At 57.9% G+C, this 22880-nt stretch carries 22 protein-coding genes; 6 read left to right on the top strand and 16 right to left on the bottom strand.

Annotated elements, in window-relative coordinates; translation table 11 throughout:
• Nucleotides 1-203: 203 nt before the first annotated feature.
• Nucleotides 204-1220, top strand: coding sequence for a serine protease (locus PHV01_RS00965; protein WP_337289265.1), 1017 nt, complete (start codon nt 204-206; stop codon nt 1218-1220).
• A gap of 16 nt (nt 1221-1236) precedes the next feature.
• Nucleotides 1237-1437 carry a hypothetical protein gene (locus PHV01_RS00970; RefSeq protein WP_337289266.1) on the top strand — a complete coding sequence of 67 codons (201 nt, stop codon included), beginning with the start codon at nt 1237-1239 and terminating at the stop codon, nt 1435-1437.
• Nucleotides 1438-1747: 310 nt separating this feature from the next.
• Here the strand turns inward: PHV01_RS00970 and PHV01_RS00975 are convergent, their stop codons facing one another.
• From PHV01_RS00975 to PHV01_RS01020, 10 genes are all read right to left on the bottom strand, one after another.
• Nucleotides 1748-2284 carry a hypothetical protein gene (locus tag PHV01_RS00975; RefSeq protein WP_337289267.1) on the bottom strand — a complete coding sequence of 179 codons (537 nt, stop codon included), beginning with the start codon at nt 2282-2284 and terminating at the stop codon, nt 1748-1750.
• 458 nt (nt 2285-2742) lie between these two features.
• Nucleotides 2743-2982, bottom strand: coding sequence for a type II toxin-antitoxin system MqsA family antitoxin (locus PHV01_RS00980; RefSeq protein WP_337289268.1), 240 nt, complete (start codon nt 2980-2982; stop codon nt 2743-2745).
• Nucleotides 2979-3269, bottom strand: coding sequence for a DUF4258 domain-containing protein (locus PHV01_RS00985; RefSeq protein WP_337289269.1), 291 nt, complete (start codon nt 3267-3269; stop codon nt 2979-2981). The genes PHV01_RS00980 and PHV01_RS00985 overlap by 4 nt, the downstream gene beginning before the upstream one ends.
• Before the next feature lie 277 nt (nt 3270-3546).
• Nucleotides 3547-4488: a thermonuclease family protein gene (locus tag PHV01_RS00990; protein ID WP_337289270.1), complete on the bottom strand. Its 942-nt coding sequence runs from the start codon at nt 4486-4488 to the stop codon at nt 3547-3549.
• 202 nt (nt 4489-4690) lie between these two features.
• A complete protein-coding gene (locus PHV01_RS00995; RefSeq protein WP_337289271.1) occupies nt 4691-6019 on the bottom strand; it encodes an NAD(P)/FAD-dependent oxidoreductase in 1329 nt (442 codons plus the stop codon).
• A gap of 76 nt (nt 6020-6095) precedes the next feature.
• The gene (locus tag PHV01_RS01000) at nt 6096-6557 is read right to left on the bottom strand and encodes a DUF2231 domain-containing protein (RefSeq protein WP_337289272.1); all 462 of its coding nucleotides are present in this window, start codon (nt 6555-6557) and stop codon (nt 6096-6098) included.
• 122 nt (nt 6558-6679) lie between these two features.
• Entirely contained in the window at nt 6680-7270 is a 591-nt protein-coding gene (locus PHV01_RS01005) for a response regulator (protein ID WP_337289273.1), read from the bottom strand.
• A gap of 59 nt (nt 7271-7329) precedes the next feature.
• A complete protein-coding gene (locus PHV01_RS01010; RefSeq protein WP_337289302.1) occupies nt 7330-8739 on the bottom strand; it encodes an ammonium transporter in 1410 nt (469 codons plus the stop codon).
• A gap of 354 nt (nt 8740-9093) precedes the next feature.
• The gene (locus PHV01_RS01015) at nt 9094-10485 is read right to left on the bottom strand and encodes a porin (protein ID WP_337289274.1); all 1392 of its coding nucleotides are present in this window, start codon (nt 10483-10485) and stop codon (nt 9094-9096) included.
• Between the two features lie 330 nt (nt 10486-10815).
• Complete coding sequence (locus tag PHV01_RS01020; RefSeq protein ID WP_337289275.1) at nt 10816-11361, bottom strand: TlpA disulfide reductase family protein; 546 nt, start codon at nt 11359-11361, stop codon at nt 10816-10818.
• A 431-nt stretch (nt 11362-11792) separates the two neighbouring features.
• Here PHV01_RS01020 and PHV01_RS01025 point away from each other — a divergent pair, with 431 nt between their 5' ends.
• Nucleotides 11793-11948, top strand: a complete 156-nt coding sequence (locus PHV01_RS01025; protein WP_337289276.1) for a hypothetical protein — start codon at nt 11793-11795, stop codon at nt 11946-11948.
• Nucleotides 11949-12095: 147 nt separating this feature from the next.
• On the opposite strand, the gene PHV01_RS01030 is transcribed toward PHV01_RS01025, so the two are convergent.
• From PHV01_RS01030 to PHV01_RS01055, 6 genes are read right to left on the bottom strand one after another with little or no spacing between them, the layout of a single operon-like run.
• Complete coding sequence (locus PHV01_RS01030; RefSeq protein WP_337289277.1) at nt 12096-14735, bottom strand: site-specific DNA-methyltransferase; 2640 nt, start codon at nt 14733-14735, stop codon at nt 12096-12098.
• 13 nt (nt 14736-14748) lie between these two features.
• Nucleotides 14749-15489, bottom strand: coding sequence for a phage Gp37/Gp68 family protein (locus tag PHV01_RS01035; RefSeq protein WP_337289278.1), 741 nt, complete (start codon nt 15487-15489; stop codon nt 14749-14751).
• On the bottom strand, nt 15489-16316 hold the full coding sequence (locus PHV01_RS01040; RefSeq protein WP_337289279.1) for a three-Cys-motif partner protein TcmP: 828 nt from the start codon (nt 16314-16316) through the stop codon (nt 15489-15491). Before PHV01_RS01040 ends, PHV01_RS01035 begins: the two co-directional genes overlap by 1 nt.
• Nucleotides 16313-19336 carry a BPTD_3080 family restriction endonuclease gene (locus PHV01_RS01045; protein WP_337289280.1) on the bottom strand — a complete coding sequence of 1008 codons (3024 nt, stop codon included), beginning with the start codon at nt 19334-19336 and terminating at the stop codon, nt 16313-16315. Before PHV01_RS01045 ends, PHV01_RS01040 begins: the two co-directional genes overlap by 4 nt.
• A 45-nt stretch (nt 19337-19381) precedes the next feature.
• Complete coding sequence (locus tag PHV01_RS01050; RefSeq protein ID WP_337289281.1) at nt 19382-19696, bottom strand: HigA family addiction module antitoxin; 315 nt, start codon at nt 19694-19696, stop codon at nt 19382-19384.
• Between the two features lie 14 nt (nt 19697-19710).
• On the bottom strand, nt 19711-20001 hold the full coding sequence (locus tag PHV01_RS01055; RefSeq protein WP_337289282.1) for a type II toxin-antitoxin system RelE/ParE family toxin: 291 nt from the start codon (nt 19999-20001) through the stop codon (nt 19711-19713).
• Between the two features lie 195 nt (nt 20002-20196).
• Here PHV01_RS01055 and PHV01_RS01060 point away from each other — a divergent pair, with 195 nt between their 5' ends.
• The 3 genes from PHV01_RS01060 (at nt 20197) to PHV01_RS01070 (ending at nt 22848) form a co-directional block, all read left to right on the top strand.
• Nucleotides 20197-20862 (top strand): Crp/Fnr family transcriptional regulator, encoded by a 666-nt coding sequence (locus PHV01_RS01060; protein ID WP_337289283.1) that lies wholly within the window; start codon nt 20197-20199, stop codon nt 20860-20862.
• Between the two features lie 119 nt (nt 20863-20981).
• Complete coding sequence (locus tag PHV01_RS01065) at nt 20982-21560, top strand: DUF2249 domain-containing protein (RefSeq protein ID WP_337289284.1); 579 nt, start codon at nt 20982-20984, stop codon at nt 21558-21560.
• Nucleotides 21529-22848, top strand: coding sequence for a hypothetical protein (locus PHV01_RS01070; protein WP_337289285.1), 1320 nt, complete (start codon nt 21529-21531; stop codon nt 22846-22848). Before PHV01_RS01065 ends, PHV01_RS01070 begins: the two co-directional genes overlap by 32 nt.
• Nucleotides 22849-22880: the final 32 nt, after the last annotated feature.

Below are 22880 nucleotides of genomic sequence, written 5' to 3' on the forward strand. Positions count from 1 at the left end.
ATGCGATGGCAGATCTTTCTGCCCAAGCCATCAGAAAAATGGTTATCCAACGTTCAATCTTTATGAGTGATGGCAACAATTGTGGCAGAGATCGGGAAGGGTTTCAGAAAAATGACCTATCACTTTCTGTGGTACAATGCCCTTCACGAATGGAGACAGCAATGAGTCTCTTTGCTGAGGCGAAATGAGGGGAGGGGAAGGGCATGGAACGACGGATGAGGATGATGGCCTTGCTTTGTGGCCTTGCACTCATCGTGCCTCGATTAAGCTGGGGCGAGGCTCAGACGGCAATCGAGAAAAGGTTTTCCGCCCTACTGGGGCAGGCCCGGTCGATACGTGACAAGGAAGAGCAGACCCAATCGGTTTCCGGCATCGGAAAGATGATGTGTCTGTCGTTTCCAAAAGAACCGGGGATTCGCGTGCTTCAGGAAGCCCTGACCCTCTCCCGAACCATTACCTCACCGATCGCCCGTTCCATACAACAGTACTGGATTGCCGTCTGGCTTGCAGGCGAATGCGGCGAGATCGATGAGGCGATTCACATCGCCCAGAGCATCGACGATCTCAACCAGCGCGTCAATGCCATCCAGGCCATAGAGAAGATTCGAAAAGAGGCTGAGAAAGAAAACATAAACGCCATGCGCCCTCAGGAAGAAGAGATGCGACGCGCGCTGGAGCAAGACCCGCCTTTCCTTGTGACCGTTGAAAATGTTGATAGTGAAGGGAGCGTCAAAGCCTTTGCGCACGGATTCATCGCTGACTCTCGCGGGTATGTGCTTACAAACGCACATCTGGACAAAGGGGGCAACATCCGGGTCATACACCTAAGTAAGGAATACAATGCGGAGATCGTCAGTCGTCTGGGGGGTTCCGACATACTGCTTCTTCGATTACAGAAGGTCGCTCGATCACTTCCGGCCGGTACCCTGCCCGATCGGCCGGAACTTCTCCAGAATGAAACGGTTGTTGGGACCGTGTGCGGTCCTATCGGGGGCGTCCGAAGGAGGGTCGGGATTTTCGAAAAGTCACTGAATGGTGGACAGGCCTTCAGCGCGGACTTTCAGTCCGACGGTATCGAACAAGGCTGCAGCGGGGCCCCCCTCCTCAACACCAAGCGTGAGGTGGTCGGGATGGTATATAGTGTTTCTCCCAATGATCGATTCGGCTTCGCGAAGCCCAGCACCGAACTTCGCAAGATTCTTGAGAAGGCCTTGAAGTAAAGGCGAGGAAGTGATCGTGACAGAACGTGGCAAACCGATCGCCCTTATCCAATCCATCAAGTCCGCAGAGCACGTCGTGAGCCTGGAGGCGAGGCTCGCCAAGCTTGCAGCCCAAGGCGTGATTACGTTGCCAACCGAAAAACCCGTGAAGACAGTCCGTCTGGTCAAAGTCACTGGAACCCCAATTTTAAGAACCATCCTCGAAGATCGTCGATAAACTATCTGGACACCAGCGCCCTTATCAAGCGGTTTATCACCGAAAAGGGCTCACCGACACCCTCTTCCTTGCGCGCGATCTGATCCGGCGACATCCCCTCAAAGGTTTCGATGCCGTTCATCTGGCCTCCGCCCCATCAGCCTCAAGAACGCACTCGGCGAAGACATCACGTTTGCTGCAACCGACGAGCGTTTACTTCGAGCAGCCGAAGCTGAGGACCTGCAGGTTCTCCACGTCGAAATCGCCCGAACTCCGTAATGCTTTGTCTACTTCCATTGGCAGGGGATACAAGTCTGGCTTGCGCTGACCGTCAGCCGCCGCTGTCTTCGGCAGTCGTCGGCTGAACGGGCGAGTTGGGGGACTCGGTAAAGAGATCAAATAGCGACGGAGGCTTGACTCGTAACTGAGCTGAGAGTGCTGCATGCACACCGAATATGGCTACGCCGAGTGGGGTAAAGATTTCTCGGAGTTCCTTAGTTGGTTGCCCAGGACTGTGGCGTTGGACAATTGCGATAAACTCCTCGATGGCTACATCAAGACCATCGGGTTCGAGCGCATGGCTGAGTTTGTTTCGTATGACGTTTAGCCGAGCAGCAGCATCCCATACCCAATCCTCGGGCAACATACTTAAGGCTCGCGCGACGTGTAGGCACTGGATGTAGGTTAGCCGTGCCTCGGTAAGATAGGAGGGATGCTTCACCTTTGAGCGCAGGAACTCACGGAGCAATTCCTCCGTCAGTAGGTGTCCCTTGAGTACGATTAAAGACATGTCTGGCGCCCGCAGGGGGAAGTGCTGGATGAAACGTGTCAGGTCCGCGAGCCACTTCGCGTTAATAGTAGGATCCATTGATACGTACGCTGTCCTCTAACGTGAATTAGGCGGAACTCTCTAATTCGTCGCAAGGCTGACCAAGTTGCAGTCTGATCTGGCTAGCGCGCTCCGCCAAAACCTGTTCACGTGCCAGAGGGCTGGCATGATTTCACCCTCTTCCTCCAGATAACAAGGGCGCTGTCGAAGTGGTCGCCAGCCATTCTTCCCAGTAGATGCGGGAGGTTTCTCAGTGACGGTGCTGCCAGCGCTGTTACGGTAGCCGGATGGTATTTCCCCTGCCGAATGACTGTCAAGCCGAAACTCACGCCTGAAAAAGGAGAAGGAAACGTAATGACAGAGACATTCATGAGCTGGATGGTGTCTGAGATTGTGGTACCCTGGCCAGGGCCGGGCGCCCCTTGGCGATCTGCACCGGGTCGTTACCCTGTGGGGGGGTGAACCGCGAGGGTAAGCGAGTCGGTTGCTTCCCGATGCTAGGCCGCACTCTCTTTGAACGGCGCCACAAGAATCTGCTTCGCCTTGCCTGCCGTGACGCGATTCTTGCGTATGCGGTCAATCTCGCGCGCAGTGTCAGCGGTAATGTACGACTCGTGACAGCTACTGCAAGAAAGCACCGGGATGTCTTCGATTACGACAAGACTGTGACCGCGACCGAAGCTCTTGGTGACCTTCTTGATCGAGACGGTCTTCTTGCCGCAGATTTGGCAATTCATGATGCGTCCTCTCGATAGACCGTTATGACCACCGCTTTGCCTGCCGCACCGATCTTGGCTACTAGCCCTACAGGATCGCCGGCGAGATCTCTGCCGAGAAAGACGTATTTCCGCTCTCGCGCCGCGCGATCGATCTGACGCTCAACGATGCTGCCCGTAAGGATCACATGTTCTACGTCTTCGGTCAAGACGTCGTCTTCAGCCATCTCTTCCAGTGCATGAATCGACAGGAGATACTCACCAGAACGGATGAGGGAACGAAAGCGGCCGAGCGTACGCTCAAACATCGTGGCACCATTTTATCCTCGGTTGGCACAGGGCCGCCGAAGCCATCGATCCGCCCGTACGGTCTAACCGGTAACGGTATCGTCGGCTCCGTCAGAGTCACCGGATGGTATTCCCCATGCCGGACGAGTGTCAAGCTGAAACGCACGCCTCAAAGGAGGGAAGGGATTTGTCGATGCGAGTGCGCTGAAACGATGGACACCGACGAGGGCATGAAGATTGGAAGTGCGATGTCAGAGGCGCTCCAGGGTGGGCCGAGATGCTCACCCGCACCCTGTCTTAGGGGGTCTTGACTTTGGAACGTGAACCAGAACTCCTCACCCGCTTGCCCTTGTAATGGAACGTATCCACAAGGTTCCCGCTCGGATCCGTGAGAAAGGCGGTGTCTTCTCTCGGATCCCAGACTGGACCCTGCGTAGACCAATGGACGACCAGTTGTCCCCTCGCATCAACGCCATTCGTTCCACTTCCGCTGGACACGATGACCGTGTAGCCCGGGTCTACGCTCACATCAGGGAAGATGTATCTCTGTCGCGCTTCATTCGATAGCACATAGCCCGCCAGCTTGAACACGGTGTTACTGAGATTGGCGATGCGAACGTAGGAGGGGTACTGGTCGTCCTGAGTTAGATCGACCGGGTGCACGTTGGTGATTTTGAGGTCTCTGACGCGACCTCGGGCGGACCAGATGCCGATCTTGCGTTGTTGCGCTTCGGCTTGGAGTCGAAGGAGTAAGGTGTGATGCGTCCGATTTGGCCCTATAAAGAAGGTATGCGCCAAGCCCTCCTGAACTAACCTGGCATTGATCATCTCGTTGCCCGCATAGACATAGGCTAGGACGCGACCGTAACCGTCGGTTCTCTCCTGATCGAACTCCAATCGAATTTCTCGCCCCGTGACGAGCGACTCGTTGAGCCGTTTGGCCTTCAGGTAGAATGGCTCCTGATATTCTGGTGCGTTGATGCCCAGATACCGAACGGTCCGGCCATCTTCGAGAAGAACAGTATCCCCGTCGTAGATCCGCTTGACTCGGACGAGTTCATTCGCGGCGACTGGAGCGGTGAGTGCTGCCGCACCTCGGCCCCGTTCGTCCCTTGCATAGCTGGTATTACAAGCAGCGCAAGACAGCACCCCGATCAGTACCAGCATCGGCAGTGATAAGCGGCGCCAGCTCATCCGCCAGGGACGCAATCTCTCAACCCATTTCGAGCGCCTCGTCATTTGTGTGATTCTCCCCCAGTAACCAGCCGCAGACCATTCCCTTGTCTGGGCAATAGAACAGCCTTTCATGGCCTCAGCTAGCAGTGAAGATACGGGGATTCCTTGTTGTGGTCAAGCGGAAGAGGGGCGAGGCCGGGGTCGATGACGTCTTTGATGAGTCAGTCGAATTCGGTGCGGTCGGTGGTGTGCTCTGAGAGTTGATTCAGGAGGCGACCGGCGCGCCCGAATCCTGGAGAGTCGATGATGCCCTTGTGCTGTTCATGCTTTGGTCGGTCTCCGGCCAGGTTTCGCAGGAGATGTCCCGATCAAAGATCGTATTGAGCGCAAGGGTGAGAGCGAGTGACGCCTTATTCCTGAAGCTGACCAGTCGCTGCAGATGGGCCATCCGGTAGAGCCACCACCCCAGCCGACCATGGAATTTGATGCCCAGCAGATTCACAAGCGCCATTCCGCAACCGAGCCCCACGATATTACCGGTAAAGTCGAATCGAAACGGCTCCCTGGCTCTTCCCTGGAGGACATTCATGATGTTGCCGGCAGCCCGGACACCTTGACGAATGGCCACCGGCGCTAAGGCTGGATACGGTCGCCCCTGGCGTCGGTCCATGACGGATGCGCCATCCCCGATGACGTACACCTCCGGGAATTCAGGGATCTTAAGGAATTCATCGACCACAATGCCTCCCTGTGGGCTCTTTGTGGCCGGCAACAGGGCCAAGACGGGATTCGGGGTAACGCCGGCCGCCCAGATGGTGGTACGGGTGGGGATGATCTCGCGATCGTTCAGCTCTACATATTCCGCGCTTGCTCCAGTTACCCGAGTGCTCGATCTGACATCAATCCCTCGTTTGATCAGCGCCTGCTGTCCGGTGTCCGCCAGTTTGCCGGCGAAGTCTGGGAGGATCCGTTCGCCCTTGGACACTAACACGATCCTGATCTCGGACGGATCGACCGGATAGAACTTGAGAAGGGCGGTCCTGATCAGGTGGTGCAGCTCAGCGGCCAGTTCAACCCCACATGGCCCGGCCCCGGCCACGACAAAGGTCAGGAGCTGACGCCTCCGGATCGGATCCGGCTCGACCACGGCTTGTTCAAAGAGCCTGATCACATGGTTTCGAATGCCCAGCGCATCGTCAACCGAGTTGAGCGTCAGTGTATGCGCCTCGATCTGGGGGTTGCCGAAGAACGAGGGTACGCCCCCCAGCGACACAATCAGATAATCATAGGAAATGGTTGTGGTCTCCGTTCGAATCGTGCGCTTAACAAGATCAAAGGCCTGAACGACCCCCTGAATAAAGTGAAACTGGCCTTTTTGAGCCAGGAATCGGAAGGGGTAGGTGACATGCGTCCGGCCAAGCGTTCCTGCCGCCACCTCAGGCAGAAACGGTGTGAAGGTGAAATAGTTGCGTCGGTCCACAAGGGTGACCTGGGCCAGGTCGGATCCGTCCAGCTCCCTCTGAAGCGTCATGGCGGCGTACAGGCCGCCGAACCCTCCTCCGAGTACTACGATCTGTGCGGGCTTTCGAGTCATGCGATCATTCCTTTCATCCGTCGATTCGTCCATGAACGTGATATGAGAAACGCCAGATGCGCGAAATGTCGTCTCATTATCCGTTGTACGCCAGGAGATGGGGATAGAAGACCAGCATCGTCCCGAGTGCGGTGACGGTCAATACCAGGAGGAAGCCCACCAGTTGAGTCGTCAGACACCAGGTCATAATCTTTGGGTCCTCCTGCAGATACTGAGGCTTCTTACGGCTTTGCCAGAGGAAGGCGCTGTAGATGATCACGATCAGCACAGCTAAGATGATCTTGACGTAGAGCCACTTTCCCAGCGGAGAGTTGAACGCGATCCAGTAACCCGCGAGCACATCCCGGAACCCTGTGGCCATGGACAGGAGGACGAACAGTAACCCGGCAGCGGTATTAAAGCGCGTGAGGCTATAAATCCGGTTTTCGAAGACCGACGTAGCCAACCCTCTGATCAGCCAATAGCACATCGTCATAAACGCCATGAACAGCATGGCGATAGGGAGATGTACGGACAGAGGGTGGAGAACCCCTTGCATCTTGCGTGTCCTTACGCTATGCCGTCATCACTCATTGTGGAGTCATACGATCACCGTTGATCGCATATATCGTAGTGTCATCGCAGCCACAGCGCTGCGGTCGGCCGCATTGGCCCCTTCACTTATGCCCTGCCGGTGACCGCTTCGCTCAGCAAGATGGCTTGAGCGATTTCGGCCATTGATCGCCGCGTATTCATGCTGGTTTTTTGTATCCGCGCAAACGCCTGCTGTTCGGAGATCCGTTCTCGTTCCATCAGAATGCCTTTTGCGCGCTCAATCAGCTTCCGATCCTCAAGGATCCGCTTTAAGTCTGCATTCTCTTTTCTCAAGGCGTTGAACTCTTCGAATCGGGAGATGGCGAGTTCAATCGCCGGCAGCAGTTCTTCCTCGCGAAGCGGTTTCAGCAGATAGGCCATGACGCCAGCCTCTTTAGCGCGCTGGATCAACTCCTGATCGAGATGGCTGGTCAGGATGAGGATCGGAAGCGGCAGGGTCTCCAGGATATGAGCAGCCACTGAGAGGCCATCCATATCCGGGAGACCCACCGCCAGGAACAGTACATCTGGTTTCAGCTCTTGGGCCAGACGCATGGCTTCGACCCCGCTGGCCCCCTCACCGGCTACCTCGAACCCAAGCCGCCTGAGCGCGCTGCTGAGGGTTGCTCGCGATCTGGGGCTGTCGTCAACGATGACCACGTACTTTTTCGACATCATCTCATCCTCTGACCAGGCTTCACGACGTGGCAGGGACAGGCCATCCCGAAAATGAGATGTTATAATACCTCCTTTGGAGCCCTGAGCAATTCCGGCCGGAACGCAGGCGCAGGGGCTGCCGGTCGGTCAATGGTCGGGGAGTGGTGGGCCGGCAGCACCGTAAAGTCTGGGTATGCCAGGACGCCCGTCTCCGGCTCATCAAGTCCGGCGATCTCATCTTCAGCAGAGACGCGAATTCCCATAATCGCATCCTGGACCTTGAAAAAGACCCAGGAGACGGAGAAGACGAAGACGATGTTGGCAAGCACACCGATAGACTGGGCGATAAGCTGGCTCGCGTCGCCGTAGAACAGGCCTTTGACGGTCCCTGCGACGCCGTTTAAGCCATCACCATATGCGCCGTCAGCGAACAGGCCGAGGCTCAGGACACCCCACATACCGTTCACGCCATGGACTGCGATTGCGCCGACGGGGTCATCCACCTTCAGGGTGCGCTCTACAAAGAAGACGGCCCAGCAGACCAGGAGGCCGGCCACTGCGCCGATAATAAAGGCCGAGACGGAATTGACGAAAGCGCAGGGCGCTGTGATGGCGACGAGGCCGGCCAGCATCCCATTGGCAGCCATGCTGGGATCGGGCTTGCGATAGACGAACCACATATAGAGGGTGGCGACGATCGCGCCGGAGGCCGAGGCGAGCATGGTGTTGGTCGCCGCCACGCCGATGCGCAGATCCGTACCGGCGAGCGTGCTGCCTGCATTGAAGCCGAACCACCCAAACGCGAGGACAAATGTGCCGACTAACGCCATCGGGATGTGATGACCAGGGATCGCATTCGGTGTGCCGTCCTTGTTGTATTTCCCGATGCGGGGGCCGATAACTAAGGCGCCGGCCAGGGCGCACACGCCTCCTACCATGTGAACGACCGAAGAGCCGGCGAAGTCAACATGCCCGTGGCCGAGACCGAAATTCTTCCCGAGTTGCGAAAGCCAGCCTCCGCCCCAGACCCAGTTGGCGTAGAGGGGGTAGACGATCATCGAGATGAAGAAGCCGTAGATAAAGAACGCAGAGAGCTTCCAGCGTTCGGCCATCGCCCCTGTCGGGATAGTGGCTGTCGTATCCATGAAGACCATCTGAAAGAGGAAGAGAGCAAAGATCGCCGTATCGTAGCTGACGCCTTGCAGAAAGAATCCCTTCGTTCCAAAGAGGCCGAAGTCCTTTCCGAAGAGGTGGACAACGAATTCACCATCCAGACCGGCAGTTCCACCCCCGAGGGGCGTTCCCCCGACGCCTCCCATCTGCAGCCCGAAACCCAGAATCCAATAGCCGGTCATGCCGATCGCATAGATTAAAAAGTTCATCAGCATGGTGTGGGAGGCATTCTTGGCTCGGCAGAACCCGGTTTCGACCATCGCGAAACCGGCCTGCATAAACATAACCAGGAACCCGGCGATGAGGGTCCACACCATATTGATGGCGATCTTGTTGTGACCGGCCGTCTCGGCTACCTCCTGCAGGGTCGGGTTGCCGGCCACTTTCGCCGGAACGTCGGCAATGGTCCCGGTAGCGGTTCCGGCTGGATCCGGTTTGGGCGGCGCCGGAGCCGCCGTCGCTGCGGCAGGCGCCGCCGCAGTCGGCGCAGGCGCCTCCTGGGCCCAGAGGGTGGTCGCTAAGCCGAGGAAGAGCAAAGCCATAAAGGCCACCGCTAAGCATTGTTTGCTTCGTAACCGCGTTAGCATCTTTACCTCCTGAGAGCGTGTCCGCACGCCGTTGTGGGGAATGCGGCGGTTATCTCATCACTGAGCCGCCGTTGCCCGTTGCCTTTAGAACTGATAGATCAACTCACCCTGGATAGTATTTTGCGTGTTGGCATTTTGCGTCCCATTGCCTCGGTCGAACACCAATTTGTTATCCTTTGCCTCATCGTGGCGGTACTCAATGCTGGCAAAGAGGTGATCGAAGAGCTTATACCTGCCGGTGAGTGTCGTCTCCCAGACCTCCAGTTGTTTCCCAGGCGTTGCGCCAGGAAGCCGGAAGCCATCCTGGTCTTTAAAGTACTCACCCCGCACACCCACCGAGATCTTATCGGTAATGTCGTAGACAGCATAGGCCGCCACTGCGTGCCAGACCGCGGACGGGCCGCCATCGACGAACGCCTCCTCCTGTCTTCCATAGTCGTAGTTCAGCGTGAGCGTGAGCGGCGCGAACGGCTTATAGGTGGCGATCAGATCGATGAGACCTCGTTTTGGCCCATTGCGGTTAATGTCGCGAGCAGGGTCAAACGCATTAGAGACTTGCTCGGCCCCCCATGTCCCACCGAGGGTGAGCGTGAAATCTTTTATGAAGGGAGGCGTGATGGTTGCTGCGCCGTGAAACGATTTGCCTCTGTTATTGTCGTCGGTGTTATCCCAGCCGTTCACGATGCCAAGGGTTGTTGAAAGCCAGTCAGTAACAGGATAGGTCGCCATAAGGCCGGTGTGAGTAAAGGGGATGGCCCAGGAAAAGGCTAGTGAACGGGAGATATTAAAATTGCCGGTTCGGCGGATTACCTCGGCGCCATGGAGAGTTACGAACTTCCCACCTTTTAGGTCGATGCCTTTGCCAAATGGTACTTTGTAGGTGACGTAAGCCTGCGTCAGGTCAAACGGCTGGTTGGTCTCGCCAAGGCCCGTCGAGTGAACCTTCTTCGCATCCCTTCCAAGGAGGACGTCAAAGCCAAAGCCGGCGGGCGAAGCCTCGCTGGTCGGTTTTTCGACATAGAGTTCAGCCTGGTTCACGTCGAACTGATTGGCCTTTTCGTCAAAGAGCCTGAAGGTATTATTTTGCGATTTCGGATCTCTGAAGTTGTAGTTATAGGACACTGCAACATGACCCCCGAATTGCCAGTCTTTCATCGTGGCCAGGATGGGGGTGCCCTTGAGAGCCTCCTCCAGATTCTTGATCCGATCGCCGAGGCTCTGGGCGGCCTCTGCTGACGCGGCAGGCGCTCCAGGCGCTGGCGCGACGGCTGCAGCCTCCTTCTTGAGCCCAACCCCTTGTTCGAGTTGGTTCAGCCGCTGGCCCAGTCGTTCTACCAGCTCCCTTAACTCTCTGATCTCTCGATCTTTCTTGTCCTCCGCCCATGCCGCAGGCGCAGCGATTGCGGCGGCTAGGAGGAGCACCCCACCCATCACGAATCCGGTTACCGTCAGATACTTCCACTTCTGCATTCTCATCGATCCCTCCCCTCTTTGGGTGCGACTACTTAGAAAGTCTCCGATGACCGAGTCGAATTGATACGGCTCGCAAGAAGCGAGCCAGCTTCCGTCAACGACAGAATACGGGCAGCGGCACCAATAGAAACTGGAGCGAGAGAAGGGGGGAAGCCGTGGAAACATGCGGTGTTAGGCGACCAGCATTGAGAGAAAACAGTTCGTATGGGGTGATTCAATGGGTGGGGTTACTGACACAAATGACAAAAATGTCGGATTTGCCGGGAGAGCGATTGGTTATCTTGTAGGCAGGGCTACGAGGGTGATGCTTAAGAGAAACGCACCTCCCCTATGCTATCCCAGGAGGCTCTCGACTTGCATCCGCGACGCCTTGTTGGCCCAGTCATGGTATCCGATCTCCTTGGCGCGAATGATGCCTTGACGATCGATCAGGACCGAAACCGGCAACCCGAGAACCCGGAACTTGCGAGTGACCTTCATGTCAGGGTCGAGCAGCACCGGGAAGGTGAGGCGAAGCTCCTTGATGAAGTCGCGGATCTCTTGCTGTGCATCCGACTCGATGTTGACGGCGAGGATCTCAAATCCTCTGCCCTTGTACTCGGAGTAGATCTGCTGCATCGTCGGCATCTCCAACCGGCAAGGGGGGCACCAGGTAGCCCAGAAATTGACCAGCACAACCTTCTGGCCGCGAAACTCTGAGAGTCGTACGGTTTTTCCCTCAAGCGTCCTGAGCGTAAAGTCAGGCGCAAGGTGTCCCTCTTCGGGTCGCACATCATTCGCCCATACGCCCGTTCCGCCTGGCGTGCTGCTCATTATGAGTCCGATGACGATGGGGATTATGGCAAGCGGGGATAGCAAGCAGGAGTGATAGCGCCCCATATTCCAATCCTTCCTCTGAAAATTCCAAAGTTCTCAAATCCCCCCGTAGCCCCCCCTTTGCTAAAGGAGGGTAGGGGGGGGTTCGCCTGTCGCAGCCGTAGGTTGGGTTAGCGTAGCGTAACCCGACACCACTCGGCTGACCGCTCCCTCAGAGTGGCATTTTCGTGCACTGTGGTGCGGTCGTACCGCACGGAGTGTTTTCTTCAGGTTTCACGTTGTCAGCTACCGCATGTCTTTTACCAAGATTGAAACTACCGGAAAAACTCCTGCCGGTCAAATCAAGATCGGCAATTGGGGTTCTGCGCCTTTACCCCGATTGAAGCCTTCGCTTTGCACAAGCAAACATCTTCATCGGCCGACGAGACCACCGGTGTCACCGATCATCTCGACTTTCGCGCCGCGCGCAATCGCCGGATTGAGAAGGCTGTGGGATGACCTCAGAACGGATCGATGTGGTCGGCGAGCGTGCTCTTTCCGCACTGGCGCGGGCCTACGAGGAGCACGGCTGGGAACGACCAGAGGAGGAACCGAAGACGATCGACCTGTTGTCGTTGGATATATTTCATACCATGCAGATTTGCACCTGAGATTCAAAAATACAAGATATACAAATCGAGTAGCGGCCGGATACAATAAGCCCGCATGACGCGAGGAGGACGATGAGTCGAGCTGAAGCGATCGCGGCGCTTGAGGCGGCTCATCACCGGCGACCGGCCAACCGGGGCGATTGGCTCCTATATGTGAAACACCTTAAGCACCTCGTCGCCGTAGTGGTTGATGACCTTGACGGCGATCTTGCCTGTCTCGGGTTTGGCGAATGGCCGGCTGACGGTGGTGTAGAGACTGCTCCATGCCGCTTCGTCGATCTCCGCCCGTAGCGCCCGCTTGAGCTTGTCGTAGGGTTCTTCCACGCCGGTGAAGTAGGCGTGGCGGACGAAGAAGCTCTCACCGTTATAGTCGGTATCGATGAACCAGCAGGCGATATCGTCTGTGGAGCCGCTGCGAATCTGCCCGGTGGTCGGATCGTAGACATCCACACCCTTGATCTCGGCGACGATCTGGCCGTTCTTCTGCTTCCTGATTTCCACGTCCGGCTCGCCGAAAACCATGAACAGGTTGCCCGCGCCGGTTTTCTTGAGCAGTTCGTCACCCATCGTGAGGTCCGGGTTCATCTTGGCGGGCAGCACGGTCAGCTTGCCGTAGCGCTTGACCTCTTCGGCGACATGCGGGTCGAAGGCGAAACCGCAGACGGCGAGGATGTCATAGCCTACGCCCTGCACCGCCTCCTTGGCGGCTTCCTTCACCTGCTGCGGGCCGACGGTGCCGTGCTCGGGGCCGATGGAGACGGCCACGCGCCGGGTTTTGCCGTCGGCGTCGGTGTATTCGCCCGCCGCATGCAGCCAGGCCCCGGCGTAAGGATCGAGCCGGTCGAAGGTGAGCCGCTCGCTTTTGCGGGTATTCTGTACGCCTGCCTTTCGGAGGTTATCTAAGATCATGGTGGCGAAGTCCTGCTGCTTGCGACCTTCCTGCTCGCTCACCGTGCCGTCCTGATTGTCGTCGGCGGTGGACAGGACGCGATGAGGTGACAGGCTTTCGACCGAGAACGGCCCGCACACCCGCACGCGCTTGTTGTCCTCGTAGGGCTGGTCGAAGAGTGTTTCGGTCTCGGCGTGGCGGGCAATGGCAGCGTCGATCTGCTCGCGCGTCATCCCTTCCTTGATGTCGGGGTTATTGGCAATCGATTTGAGCGTGACGTGCGGCACGCGCTTGTAGACGAATCCCTTACGGATGTCACCCTCCATATTCCCCCTCGCCCCCTGGGAGAGGGCTGGGGTGAGGGTGCCGGTCAGTTCTGCTTCCTTCTTGATGCCTTCGGGCGAGTCAGCCAGCAGGTAGTAAGGATACTTCGCGGCCATCAGGCGCGTGCGCGCCAGCGCCAGGGCGACGCGGCTGGTGTCGCATGTAATCCAGCGACGGCCCCACTGCTCGGCCACATAGGCCGTGGTACCGCTGCCGCAGGTCGGATCGAGCACCAGGTCGCCGGGATCGGTGGTCATGAGGAGGCAGCGTTCGATGACGCGCGGATGCGATTGCACTACGTACGTTTTTATATCGCCAAAACCAGACGTGACAGTATCGTCCCACATGTTCGTACGTGGCGACAGCGGAAAATCGTCGTGCATGCGGACATATCTAAGGCTGTTGCCGAGCAGCATCAGACGATTTGCAAAGCGCAACCGCGTCATTCCATCGGCGTTAGTTTTCCACCCGCCCTTGTTAGGCGCGATGCTCTTTCCTTCGAACGAAACGGCAAAGGTCGTCGTTACGCCAGACGATTGCGAGGTTAGGTTGTCGTGAGTGAACAGTCTCTCGTCCGACTGAATGTCGATCAGCGATTCCAAGTGCCGCCGTCCTCCATCTGATCTCTCTGCCCAGTCGTATTGCGTACCGCCCTCTTCTCCGGCACGTCGCTCGCGGTAAAGACGTCGGTACTTCACGTCTTTGATACTCTTTGCATACCAGATCAGATGGTCAAAAACAGATGGTGGCAGGTCGGTCGTTCCGCTTGGGCTGCCGGCACCAGTCGTCTTCTTGTATGCTATTGACGAGCAGAAGTTCTCGCTTCCAAACACCTCATCCATTAGGCACCGCACCAGGTGTACATTCTCATCCCCGATCTGCACAAAGACGCTGCCGGTCTCGGTGAGCAGGTCGCGGGCCACCACCAGTCGATCCCGCAGGTAGGCGAGGTAGGAATGGATGCCCAGCTTCCAGGTGTCGCGGAAGGCGCGCACCTGTTCGGGCTGACGGGTGGCGTCCTCGGCCTTGCCGTCCTTCACGTCGCGCTTGCGTGTGCTCACCTGCCAGTTGGAGCCGAACTTGATGCCGTAGGGCGGATCGAAGTAGATGGCCTGCACCTTGCCCTTGAGCCCTTCCTTCTCGGCCAGCGAGGTCATCACCAGCAGCGAATCACCGAGGATGAGGCGGTTGGACCAGTTCTGCTCGTGGTGATAGAAGTCGACCTTCTGATCGAACTCAACCGGACCGCCGTTGAAATCGGCGAAGAGGTTGATCTGATTGTCACCGGCCTTTTCAATCCGAGGCAGCGCGTCGATGATCGCCTGCGGGTGAATCTTCTCCTGGATGTAGATCGGCACCACGGGAACGGCGAGGTCCTCGCGGTCCTGTTCGTCCTTCCCTTTCCAGACCAGTTGCGGATCGAGGGAGGGATCGCGCGGGTAGAGCATGGTCTTGGGCGCGAGTTCTTCTTCAACCACGAAGTCGCGCAACTCCTCGGTAGGAATATTGGCGCGTTTATCCTTGTGGCGGATCGATTCGACCTTCGTCGGATTAGATTTCTTTGTTTGTGCCATCTTTTCCCTCAGATCAAGTAGCGCTGGCTGAAAGTGTGAGCTGTCCCGTCTTGGGCAACTCATTCCAAGTTCGACCTTCGAGCAGGCGGCCAGCTTTTTTCTTGTGAACACCGCCCCATTGCTTAAAGAAAAATGGCACACCTGCTCGCTGGCATTGGCTGCGAATGTCCACCACCCATGTCCGATCCATTGGCCGCGCCATCGGCCCAGATTCGCCGCCCACAATGACCCAATCAATGCCGGAAAGATTCAGATTGCAGAGTGGGCCAAGGAGCGGCTCCAACGATAAGAATTTTGTATGCGCGTTCGTTGCGCGAAGATGGTCCATTCGAAAAGACCATGCCTCGTTCTCAACACTCACGCCCATCCAGACGTTCGGTGACCAAGGAAGCTGTCGGCAGAGTTCCATCAGCCTTTCGGACCTCTTGGTCAAGACTTGAAACGTGTGCCAATGCGCCGCCCCCATCACGTCGAATATTCGCTGGATAAACCGGACCGGAACGTCCTCATGGAATAGATCGCTCATGGAGTTTACGAATATGGTCTGCGGCTGTTTCCACCTCAGCGGCGCCCCCAGCATGTGTTCGTGAATTGTCGGGCGGAACCCGTTCGCGTAGTTCGGCTGTCCCATCGCCTGCAGGCGCCTCGCCATCCGCTCGGCGTAACAATGCGTGCAGCCGGGGCTGATCTTCGTGCATCCCGTCACCGGGTTCCAAGTGGTCTCCGTCCATTCGATCGCGGAATTGGCGGCCATCAACGTTTTCCCCAATCGCGGTACTTATTGAAGATATCGGTCACGATGTCGTTGGCCGGCCTCTTCTGTGCTGCAAAGAAAAGGTAGTACACCACCGCCCCCGTTGAGATCTTCATCGGCATCGGGTCCGGCACATACTTGAATCCCGCCACTCTCTGAAGACGATCCTGAAATACCGCGGCGATGGCCTCATTCTCGACCTTCTCCGGATGTCCAAAGAGATCTCTTTTCGTGTCCCATGCCGCGTCTCGCCAGGACTCGTCACCCCAGAAGAACGTCATTCTCGCGGCTTGTGTGGGTTCAACAGCCTCACGATTCTTCCAGAGAACGTTTCTGTTCATGTCCATGACAGGGAAGTTGAGGAAAAGGTCGATCGCATTCGATTTTCCAGCCGCCTCGATCACCTTCCAGCTCAGATCAAGCCCGTATGGGTCTAGTAGGCACAGCCCTCTTCTGTACTGAACGTATTGGACGTTCGGGATTACATTCTGCAGTAACACTCGATTACAATCACCCTGATACACGAACACGTTCAGTCGATTCGATTGAAGTCGGCGAAGAGCCTCTACTCTTGACGGGTCGAGGTCGACTAGATGGTACTCTGCGAATGGCGGATCGATCTCGAGAGCTATCGAAGCGCTGCCGGGTACGACCGCCCCGCTCATGCGGGAAACATTTGCTCCAGTTCCCGCAAACCCATCGATGTAGACGTGGGTCAGCCCTGGTTGCATCGACAGGATAGTGGAGTATGCCTTGGCGTACTTCTGCACAATCTCGAGCTTTACTTCGGACCATGGTCCGATCTCATCGATTCCGGGATCGCTCATACCGTCACCGACGCCTTTTCCCCCAGAACGCCGCGGATTGCCGCCTTCGCGTCCCACGGGTCGGCGATTTCGATGAACGCCCAGCGACCGAAGCCGCCGTAGTTGTTGATGGCAGGCACCCACAACGTGCGCGCCGTAGCGACCTTGGCGGCCTTGTCCTTCTTCTTCTCGCCTGTCACTTCGATGATGAGGTTGATCTCATCACCCTCACCCCGGCCCTCTCCCTGGAAAGGAGAGGGAGATTGTTTCACAACGGCGATGAAGTCGGGGATGTATTGGTGTTCTTCGCCGTTCAGCGCGTAGGGGATGGTGAAGCCGAGATTGTGGTTTTTGACGTAACGAACGACCTCGGGCATGTCTTCGAGGGCTTCGGCCATCTTCTGCTCCCACGAGTCGGTATCCGCCACAACGAAATTGATGTGGCATTTGTCCTCGCGCGTGGCGAAGTGCGGCCGGGTGGTATCGAAATCAACATATCGGGTGGAGCCGATCGTATCATACGGGCGTAGGATGGGCTTGAGCGCAGCCGTGCCATCGGTCGAGGCGACGATCGCCTTGTAGATACGATCGGTTGCATCGTGCGCGAACTCGATCAGCAGCAGCAATTGAGGGAAGGTGTTGTCCTTGAGCGTAACGCATTCGGCCAGCCAGCGCTTGGCGACGCCGAGCAGTTGCGGGAAGAGCCAGGGTTTATCGTTGCCGTCATCGTCGCGGAAGTATTTTTCCAGCGTCAGCTTGGCCAGCAGGAAGGCGACCTCGTTGAGCCGGTGGCGTTTGAGATCATCGAGGGTATGGATACTGGATTCGCCGACGATGGGCGCATTCTCGGTCTTGGTGGGAATGTCGGCGGTGGACAGTGCGAGCCTGGATTCGTCGGTGAAGGTTACCGTGAGTCGGTCGCCGACTACGTCGTAGCGGTAGCCGAGCAGCCGGGGGAAGGTGATCTCGCAGGCGATGCGGTTTTCAAGGGCGCGGACGCGGGTGGGCAGCGGGCCGGGCTTTGGGTCCGTGGTTGCACCGCTGCACGGGATGAAGGAAAAGGGTACGCCGTAGACTTCAGCGTATTCGGGGTCGAACCGTCCATCGCCGTTGGCGGCGTAGCTCATGCGGCGCAAGGCGCGGCCGACCACCTGCTCGCACAGCAGTTGGGTGCCGAAGGCGCGCACGCCGAGAACATGAGTGACGGTATTGGCATCCCACCCTTCCGTGAGCATGGACACGCTGACCACACACTTGACGTGTTCGCCGAGCTTGCCTGCCTTGCCGACGGTGTTCATCACCTCGCGGAGCAGGTCTTCATCGGTGAGGGTGTTGGCATCGCGGCCGGGAAAGCGGGCGCGGTAATCGGCCTTGAATTCCTCGATCTCTCGGGCGGCGATCTTCTTGAAGTCGTCGCTCATCGATTTGCCGGACTCGAGTTGCTGGCTGTCCACCAGGATCGTGTTTGGGCGGTGCAGCCAGCCACCCTTACCGTCGTCGTTGCGAAAGATAGGCAACTGCCCAGCCTGGGCGACGGCTTGGTCGCCGATCTGCTTTTCCCACCCGGCAATGAAGTCGAAGACGAGTTTGGACACGTTGGTGTTGTTGCAGACGACGATGAACACGGGAGGCGTGATGCCACGGGCGCGGGCCTCGGCGTTCTGCTGCCACAGGCGGTAATATTTCTCGTAGTTGCCGTAGAGACTAAGAAGCGCTCCCTGAAGTTCGACCGGGAGCTTCGGTTCGCCCACTACCTGATCGGTCTTGCGTCCCTTTTTTGGCAGGTGCTCGCGGATGCGCAGCCACAGGTCGCGGTAAGTGGGCTGTTCGCCTGTCATTGAGTCGTCAGCCACTGGCACGCGGGGTACCTTGACGACGCCGGCCTCGATGGCGTCAATGAGCGAAAAATCCGAGATTACCCACGGAAAGAGCGTGCCTTCGGGGTAGCCTGAACCGCGCAGGAAGAACGGTGTGGCCGAAAGATCGTAGATAGCCTTCACGCCGATCTTGGCCTTTACGGCCTCGATGCCGGAAACCCAGACGCGGGCCTCTTCGTCGCGTTGCTTGGCTTCGATGCGCTCATCGCCGGTGAGCATTTCATCCTCGCCGTCGGGTTTGTGGCGGTAACAGTGATGAGCCTCGTCGTTGAGGACGATGATGTTTTTCTTGGCGCTCAACTCGCGGCAGACGCGGCGCACCATCTGGTCGGGAGTTTCGGTGAATGGGCTCGACTGGCTATCCGGCTGCTGGGCAGTCAGAATCGACTTCGTGATCTTGCCGGCTGCGACCTTTTCGCGCAATTGGAAGGCGTGGTAGTTGGTGATAATGATTTTGGCCTGTCCGAGCTGGTCCTGGAGTTGGGCCGGCACAATGTCACGCTGGCGGTAATAGTTGTCCGGGTCGTTCGGTAACAGCACGCGCAGCCGGTCACGGATGGTGATGCCCGGCGTGACGATCAGAAAGGTGTCGGAGAAGCGCGCGTCTTGCGGGTTGGCGCGTTTGTTGAGCGTGTGCCAGGCGATGAGCATGGCCATGACGACGGTCTTGCCGGAGCCGGTGGCCATTTTGAACGCCGTGCGCGGCAGGCCGGGGTTCGATGTGTCGTTCGCCTCGCGTAGCGCGTTCTCGATCCAGGCATCACCATATTTCTTTGCTACTTCGGTGATGTAGATGGCGGTTTCAAGGGCTTCGTTCTGGCAGAAGAAAAGTTTCTTCTCGCGAGTGGGATCGGTCCAGTAGGTAATCAATCGCGCGGTAGTCGGCGTCACGCCCACGTAGCCACCCTTACGCCACAGTGCGACGCGGCGGCGGATGTCGTTGACGAGCTTGTTCTCTTCGATGCGGTCTTGTGTCCATTCCGTCTCGAAGTGAAGTTGCTTGGACCCCTTCTTTTTTGGCTTGGCGATGGGGACGAAATAGGAACTGGTCCGGCGGTCGTCAACGATCTCGTCGGTGATGCCCTCGTCGGAAAACCGAAAATGGCGAGTGGGCTCGTCGAACGGCGAGTTAATGATCGGGTTCTCGATGACGACCTGGTTCATGCTGACACGCCCTCAGACCTTTTGTGCTCTAGGGATTCGGTTCTTTTACTGGGCAAGTGTTGCTGGAGAGCGCCCCTTCACAATGTACCGTTTCACCTTGATGTCCTTTTCTCTGCCGCGGGCCTCGGCAATCTCGTATGCGGTTTGCATACGAAGAAGCGTGTCCATCTTGGGGCCGAAGGCCTTCTCGATACGGAGCGCCATGTCGGGAGATAGCGCAGCGTGCCCGTTGAGGAGAGCAGAGAGTGCTGGCCTGGTCACGCCAAGAATTTCGGCGGCCTTGGTCACAGAGAGATCAAGAGGTTTGATGACTTCCATCCTGATGAACTGTCCCGGATGGGCGGGATTTGCCATACGCATTGTGTTGATCTCCTTCAATGGTAGTCTTCAAAATCCAGATCGAGGATCTCTCCTTCGCTCTGATTAATTCTGAATGTTATTCGCCAGTTCCGGGTGACGACGAGGCTCCATGTTCCCTTGCGATCCCCGGTGAGTTGGTGGGCTTTCCAACTCGGAATGTCGTAAAGTTCCAGGACTGCTCCCATCTCCAGTAGAAAGGTTACGATGTTGCGGACCTTCTCGACAACAGGCGGAGGCAACCCGGAAGCGTCGTTGCGCTCAATGAAGCGCCGCAATCCGCGATTGATTACGTTCCGAATCCGCATAAGACATGCTAACAGGTATGGTGTTGCCTGTCAAGTAACGCTTTACGGAATGGTGTATGCCGCTTGATATCCGACACAGTTACCCACACTCGCCGTCACCTCGCCAATCAGCGGAACGATTGACCTGCGCTGCGTACCCGCCTAGAATGATACCGGTGTGCTGGACTTCCCTCGTTTCATTATCCCAGGATGGCTATGCTATCAGAGCAGTTGAAGGCGATTCCGTATTTCCAGGACCTCGATGCGCGAGCGTTGGAGAGCATCCGGGCCAACGCATTCGAGGTGCGGCTGCAGAAGGGGGACGTCCTGTTTACGGAGGGGGAGCCGGCCCAGGCGATGTATGTGGTTCGGTCCGGCAAGGTGAAGATCTTCAAGCTTTCTCCGGACGGGCGCGAGCAGGTCCTCCGGATCGCAGAGGCCGGCGATTGTTTCAATGAGGTCCCGATCTTCGATGATGAGCCGAATCCCGCCAATGCCCAGGCGGTGGAGCCGGCTGCGCTTTGGGGCATCCGGCGGGATGGGATGCGGCGGCTCGTCGAAGAGCACCCGGCCATCGCGATCGGCTTCCTCAAGGCGTTTGCGGGGAAGCTCCGCTACTTCACCCGCAAGGTGGAGGATCTGTCGTTTCGCAGCGTGACGAGTCGCGTGGCCAAGCTCCTCCTGGAGATGGCCGAGGATGACGGCAAGGGAGGCCTGCGCCTGAAGCAGCAGCTCACGCAACAGGAGATGGCGTCCGTTGTGGGAACGGCCAGAGAGATGATCGGCCGGGCCTTTAAGGCCCTGGAAAAGGAAGGAGCCATCAAGCTCGATCGCCACCAAGTCGTGATCGTGAGCCGGGCCGCCATGATTCGCCTGCTCTGACCCCAGCTTTACCCTTCTTGCAATACATGAGACTAAAGTCGCAGACACCTCGAATTCACCCCCCTATACTACAATCGACGCTGAGTAAGTAACCTGAGAAAAAAGGAGGCATACAACCTATGACCAACGAGAGCAGTTGCCACAGCGATGCGCAATCGACGGGACCATGTATGCCGGAGGCACTCCGGGACCTGCCGGAGAGCCGTCTGGTGATTCTGGATGTTCGTGACCAGGTGCGGGCAGGAGAAGAGCCGTTTCAGAGGATCATGCAGACCGTCATGTCTCTTCGGGACGACCAGGTGCTGAAACTCTGTAATATCTTCGAGCCGGTACCGTTGTACGGGGTCATGATGCAGCGGGGTTTCGCTCACTGGACAGAGCAGCGCGGCCCGCAAGACTGGTGCATCACATTTTATCGAGCGTCGGCTGAGGCTGAGAAGTCTGCGGCGCCCTCTGCGGCGTCGAGGCCGGCGGAGCCCGTCGGAGACGCCATTGTCGTGGACGCCCGTGGACTGGAGCCACCACAGCCGATGGCGAAGATCCTGGAGAACCTTCCTCGGATCGCTGCCGGCGGAAAGATCCTGGCCATGACCGATCGACGGCCGATGCTACTCTATCCGAAGCTTGAGGAACGGGGTTTTACCTTCTCCACTGAGGAGACCGTGAATGGCTGGTTCGAAACCCGGATCTGGAAGTAGCGCCCCAGCCAGACAACCCTCCCTCTGGGTGCCGCTGCGCTATTTCGTGACGGCCCAGGTCGCCTTCGTGACTGCTTTGCTCTGGGCGCCTTGGCAGGTCGGCAATCTGTTGGACTTCTACTACCAGGGACATACCCTCGCCCTGACCCACCTGCTGACGCTGGGGTGGATCACGATGACGGTCATGGGGGCGTCGTTCCAGTTGGTCCCGGTTGCCCTGGAGACCACGCTGTGGAGCGAGCGCCTGGCCTGCTGGCAGTATTGGATCATGCTGGTCGGCGTTGCGCTGATGGTCAGCCATTTCTGGATCGGTCATCACCATGGTGTTGCCATCGGCGCAGGTCTGGTGCTGATCGCCGTGACGCTCTTCCTGATCAATATGGGCCGCACGATGTGGCAACTCCCCCGCTGGGATATTGTCGGACGACATGTGGCGGCCGCGCTGGTCTACCTGGCCTCTACGGCGATTATGGGCAATCTGATGGCGCTCGACAAGATGTTCGACTTCCTAGGAGGCCAGGTTCTGCGGACGATCCACGCCCACGCCCATCTGGGCGGCATCGGCTGGGTCACCATGATGATCTTCGGGGCGAGCTACAAGCTGATCGCAATGTTCAGCCTGAGCGAGCTTCACGATGAGCGGTCGGCCCGCTGGGAGTTCTGGCTGCTCAACGGCGGCCTCGTGGGCCTGTACGTGACGCTTCTGTTGCAGAGCCGGTGGGCGACGTTATTCGCCCTCCTGATCGCCGCAGCGGTGGGCCTGTTCCTCTGGACGATGCGGCAGGTCCTGCGGGCGCGCCGGCGCCCCCGACTGGACTGGGGGCTGCGGCATTCCCTGAGCGCCATGAGCACGCTGGCGGTCCTGACAATCCTGGGGCTGTGGCTGAGCACCGGTTGGGTCCCGAACGAAGAGTTCGAGGCGAGGCTGGCTTTCGGCTATGGGGTGCTGGCACTCCTGGGCTGGATTTCCGTCACGATCATCGGTATGATGTACAAGATCATTCCGTTCCTGATCTGGCACCACCGTTACAGCGATCTCGTAGGACTGCGGCCTGTTCCGGCTGCCACCCAGTTGCTTGGCGAATCAACGGCTCGGATGGAATTCTGGCTGCTCCACGCGGGCATCGCGCTCACCGTGGCCGGGGTGATCTTTGCGTCCGGGTTGATCCTCCAGGTGGGCACGCTCGTATTAGCCTTGGCCGGTCTGACGTTTGCTGTCGTCGTGTGTCGGATCTACAGCCACCTGGTTTCCCGTCTGAGGCCGCTTCCCGAGGCGCAGACCGTATGAACGTAGGACCCGCGGTGATCCGGGGGGTTTGA

It is taken from the genome of Candidatus Methylomirabilis sp., assembly GCF_028716865.1.
GTDB lineage: Bacteria > Methylomirabilota > Methylomirabilia > Methylomirabilales > Methylomirabilaceae > Methylomirabilis.

Bases quoted from the DNA above. Each gene is read 5' to 3' on its own strand.
- PHV01_RS01000 (WP_337289272.1), bottom strand. From the start codon at position 6,557: ATGCAAGGGGTTCTCCACCCTCTGTCCGTACATCTCCCTATCGCCATG.
- PHV01_RS01040 (WP_337289279.1), bottom strand. From the start codon at position 16,316: ATGAGCGATCCCGGAATCGATGAGATCGGACCATGGTCCGAAGTAAAG.
- PHV01_RS00995 (WP_337289271.1), bottom strand. From the start codon at position 6,019: ATGACTCGAAAGCCCGCACAGATCGTAGTACTCGGAGGAGGGTTCGGC.
- PHV01_RS01005 (WP_337289273.1), bottom strand. From the start codon at position 7,270: ATGATGTCGAAAAAGTACGTGGTCATCGTTGACGACAGCCCCAGATCG.
- PHV01_RS01015 (WP_337289274.1), bottom strand. From the start codon at position 10,485: ATGAGAATGCAGAAGTGGAAGTATCTGACGGTAACCGGATTCGTGATG.
- PHV01_RS01045 (WP_337289280.1), bottom strand. From the start codon at position 19,336: ATGAACCAGGTCGTCATCGAGAACCCGATCATTAACTCGCCGTTCGAC.
- PHV01_RS01060 (WP_337289283.1), top strand. From the start codon at position 20,197: ATGCTATCAGAGCAGTTGAAGGCGATTCCGTATTTCCAGGACCTCGAT.
- PHV01_RS00990 (WP_337289270.1), bottom strand. From the start codon at position 4,488: ATGACGAGGCGCTCGAAATGGGTTGAGAGATTGCGTCCCTGGCGGATG.
- PHV01_RS00975 (WP_337289267.1), bottom strand. From the start codon at position 2,284: ATGGATCCTACTATTAACGCGAAGTGGCTCGCGGACCTGACACGTTTC.
- PHV01_RS01025 (WP_337289276.1), top strand. From the start codon at position 11,793: ATGACCTCAGAACGGATCGATGTGGTCGGCGAGCGTGCTCTTTCCGCA.
- PHV01_RS00980 (WP_337289268.1), bottom strand. From the start codon at position 2,982: ATGAATTGCCAAATCTGCGGCAAGAAGACCGTCTCGATCAAGAAGGTC.
- PHV01_RS01010 (WP_337289302.1), bottom strand. From the start codon at position 8,739: ATGGTGTGGACCCTCATCGCCGGGTTCCTGGTTATGTTTATGCAGGCC.
- PHV01_RS01035 (WP_337289278.1), bottom strand. From the start codon at position 15,489: ATGGCCGCCAATTCCGCGATCGAATGGACGGAGACCACTTGGAACCCG.
- PHV01_RS01050 (WP_337289281.1), bottom strand. From the start codon at position 19,696: ATGCGTATGGCAAATCCCGCCCATCCGGGACAGTTCATCAGGATGGAA.
- PHV01_RS00965 (WP_337289265.1), top strand. From the start codon at position 204: ATGGAACGACGGATGAGGATGATGGCCTTGCTTTGTGGCCTTGCACTC.
- PHV01_RS01020 (WP_337289275.1), bottom strand. From the start codon at position 11,361: ATGGGGCGCTATCACTCCTGCTTGCTATCCCCGCTTGCCATAATCCCC.
- PHV01_RS00985 (WP_337289269.1), bottom strand. From the start codon at position 3,269: ATGTTTGAGCGTACGCTCGGCCGCTTTCGTTCCCTCATCCGTTCTGGT.
- PHV01_RS01030 (WP_337289277.1), bottom strand. From the start codon at position 14,735: ATGGCACAAACAAAGAAATCTAATCCGACGAAGGTCGAATCGATCCGC.
- PHV01_RS01070 (WP_337289285.1), top strand. From the start codon at position 21,529: ATGGCTGGTTCGAAACCCGGATCTGGAAGTAGCGCCCCAGCCAGACAA.
- PHV01_RS01055 (WP_337289282.1), bottom strand. From the start codon at position 20,001: ATGCGGATTCGGAACGTAATCAATCGCGGATTGCGGCGCTTCATTGAG.
- PHV01_RS01065 (WP_337289284.1), top strand. From the start codon at position 20,982: ATGACCAACGAGAGCAGTTGCCACAGCGATGCGCAATCGACGGGACCA.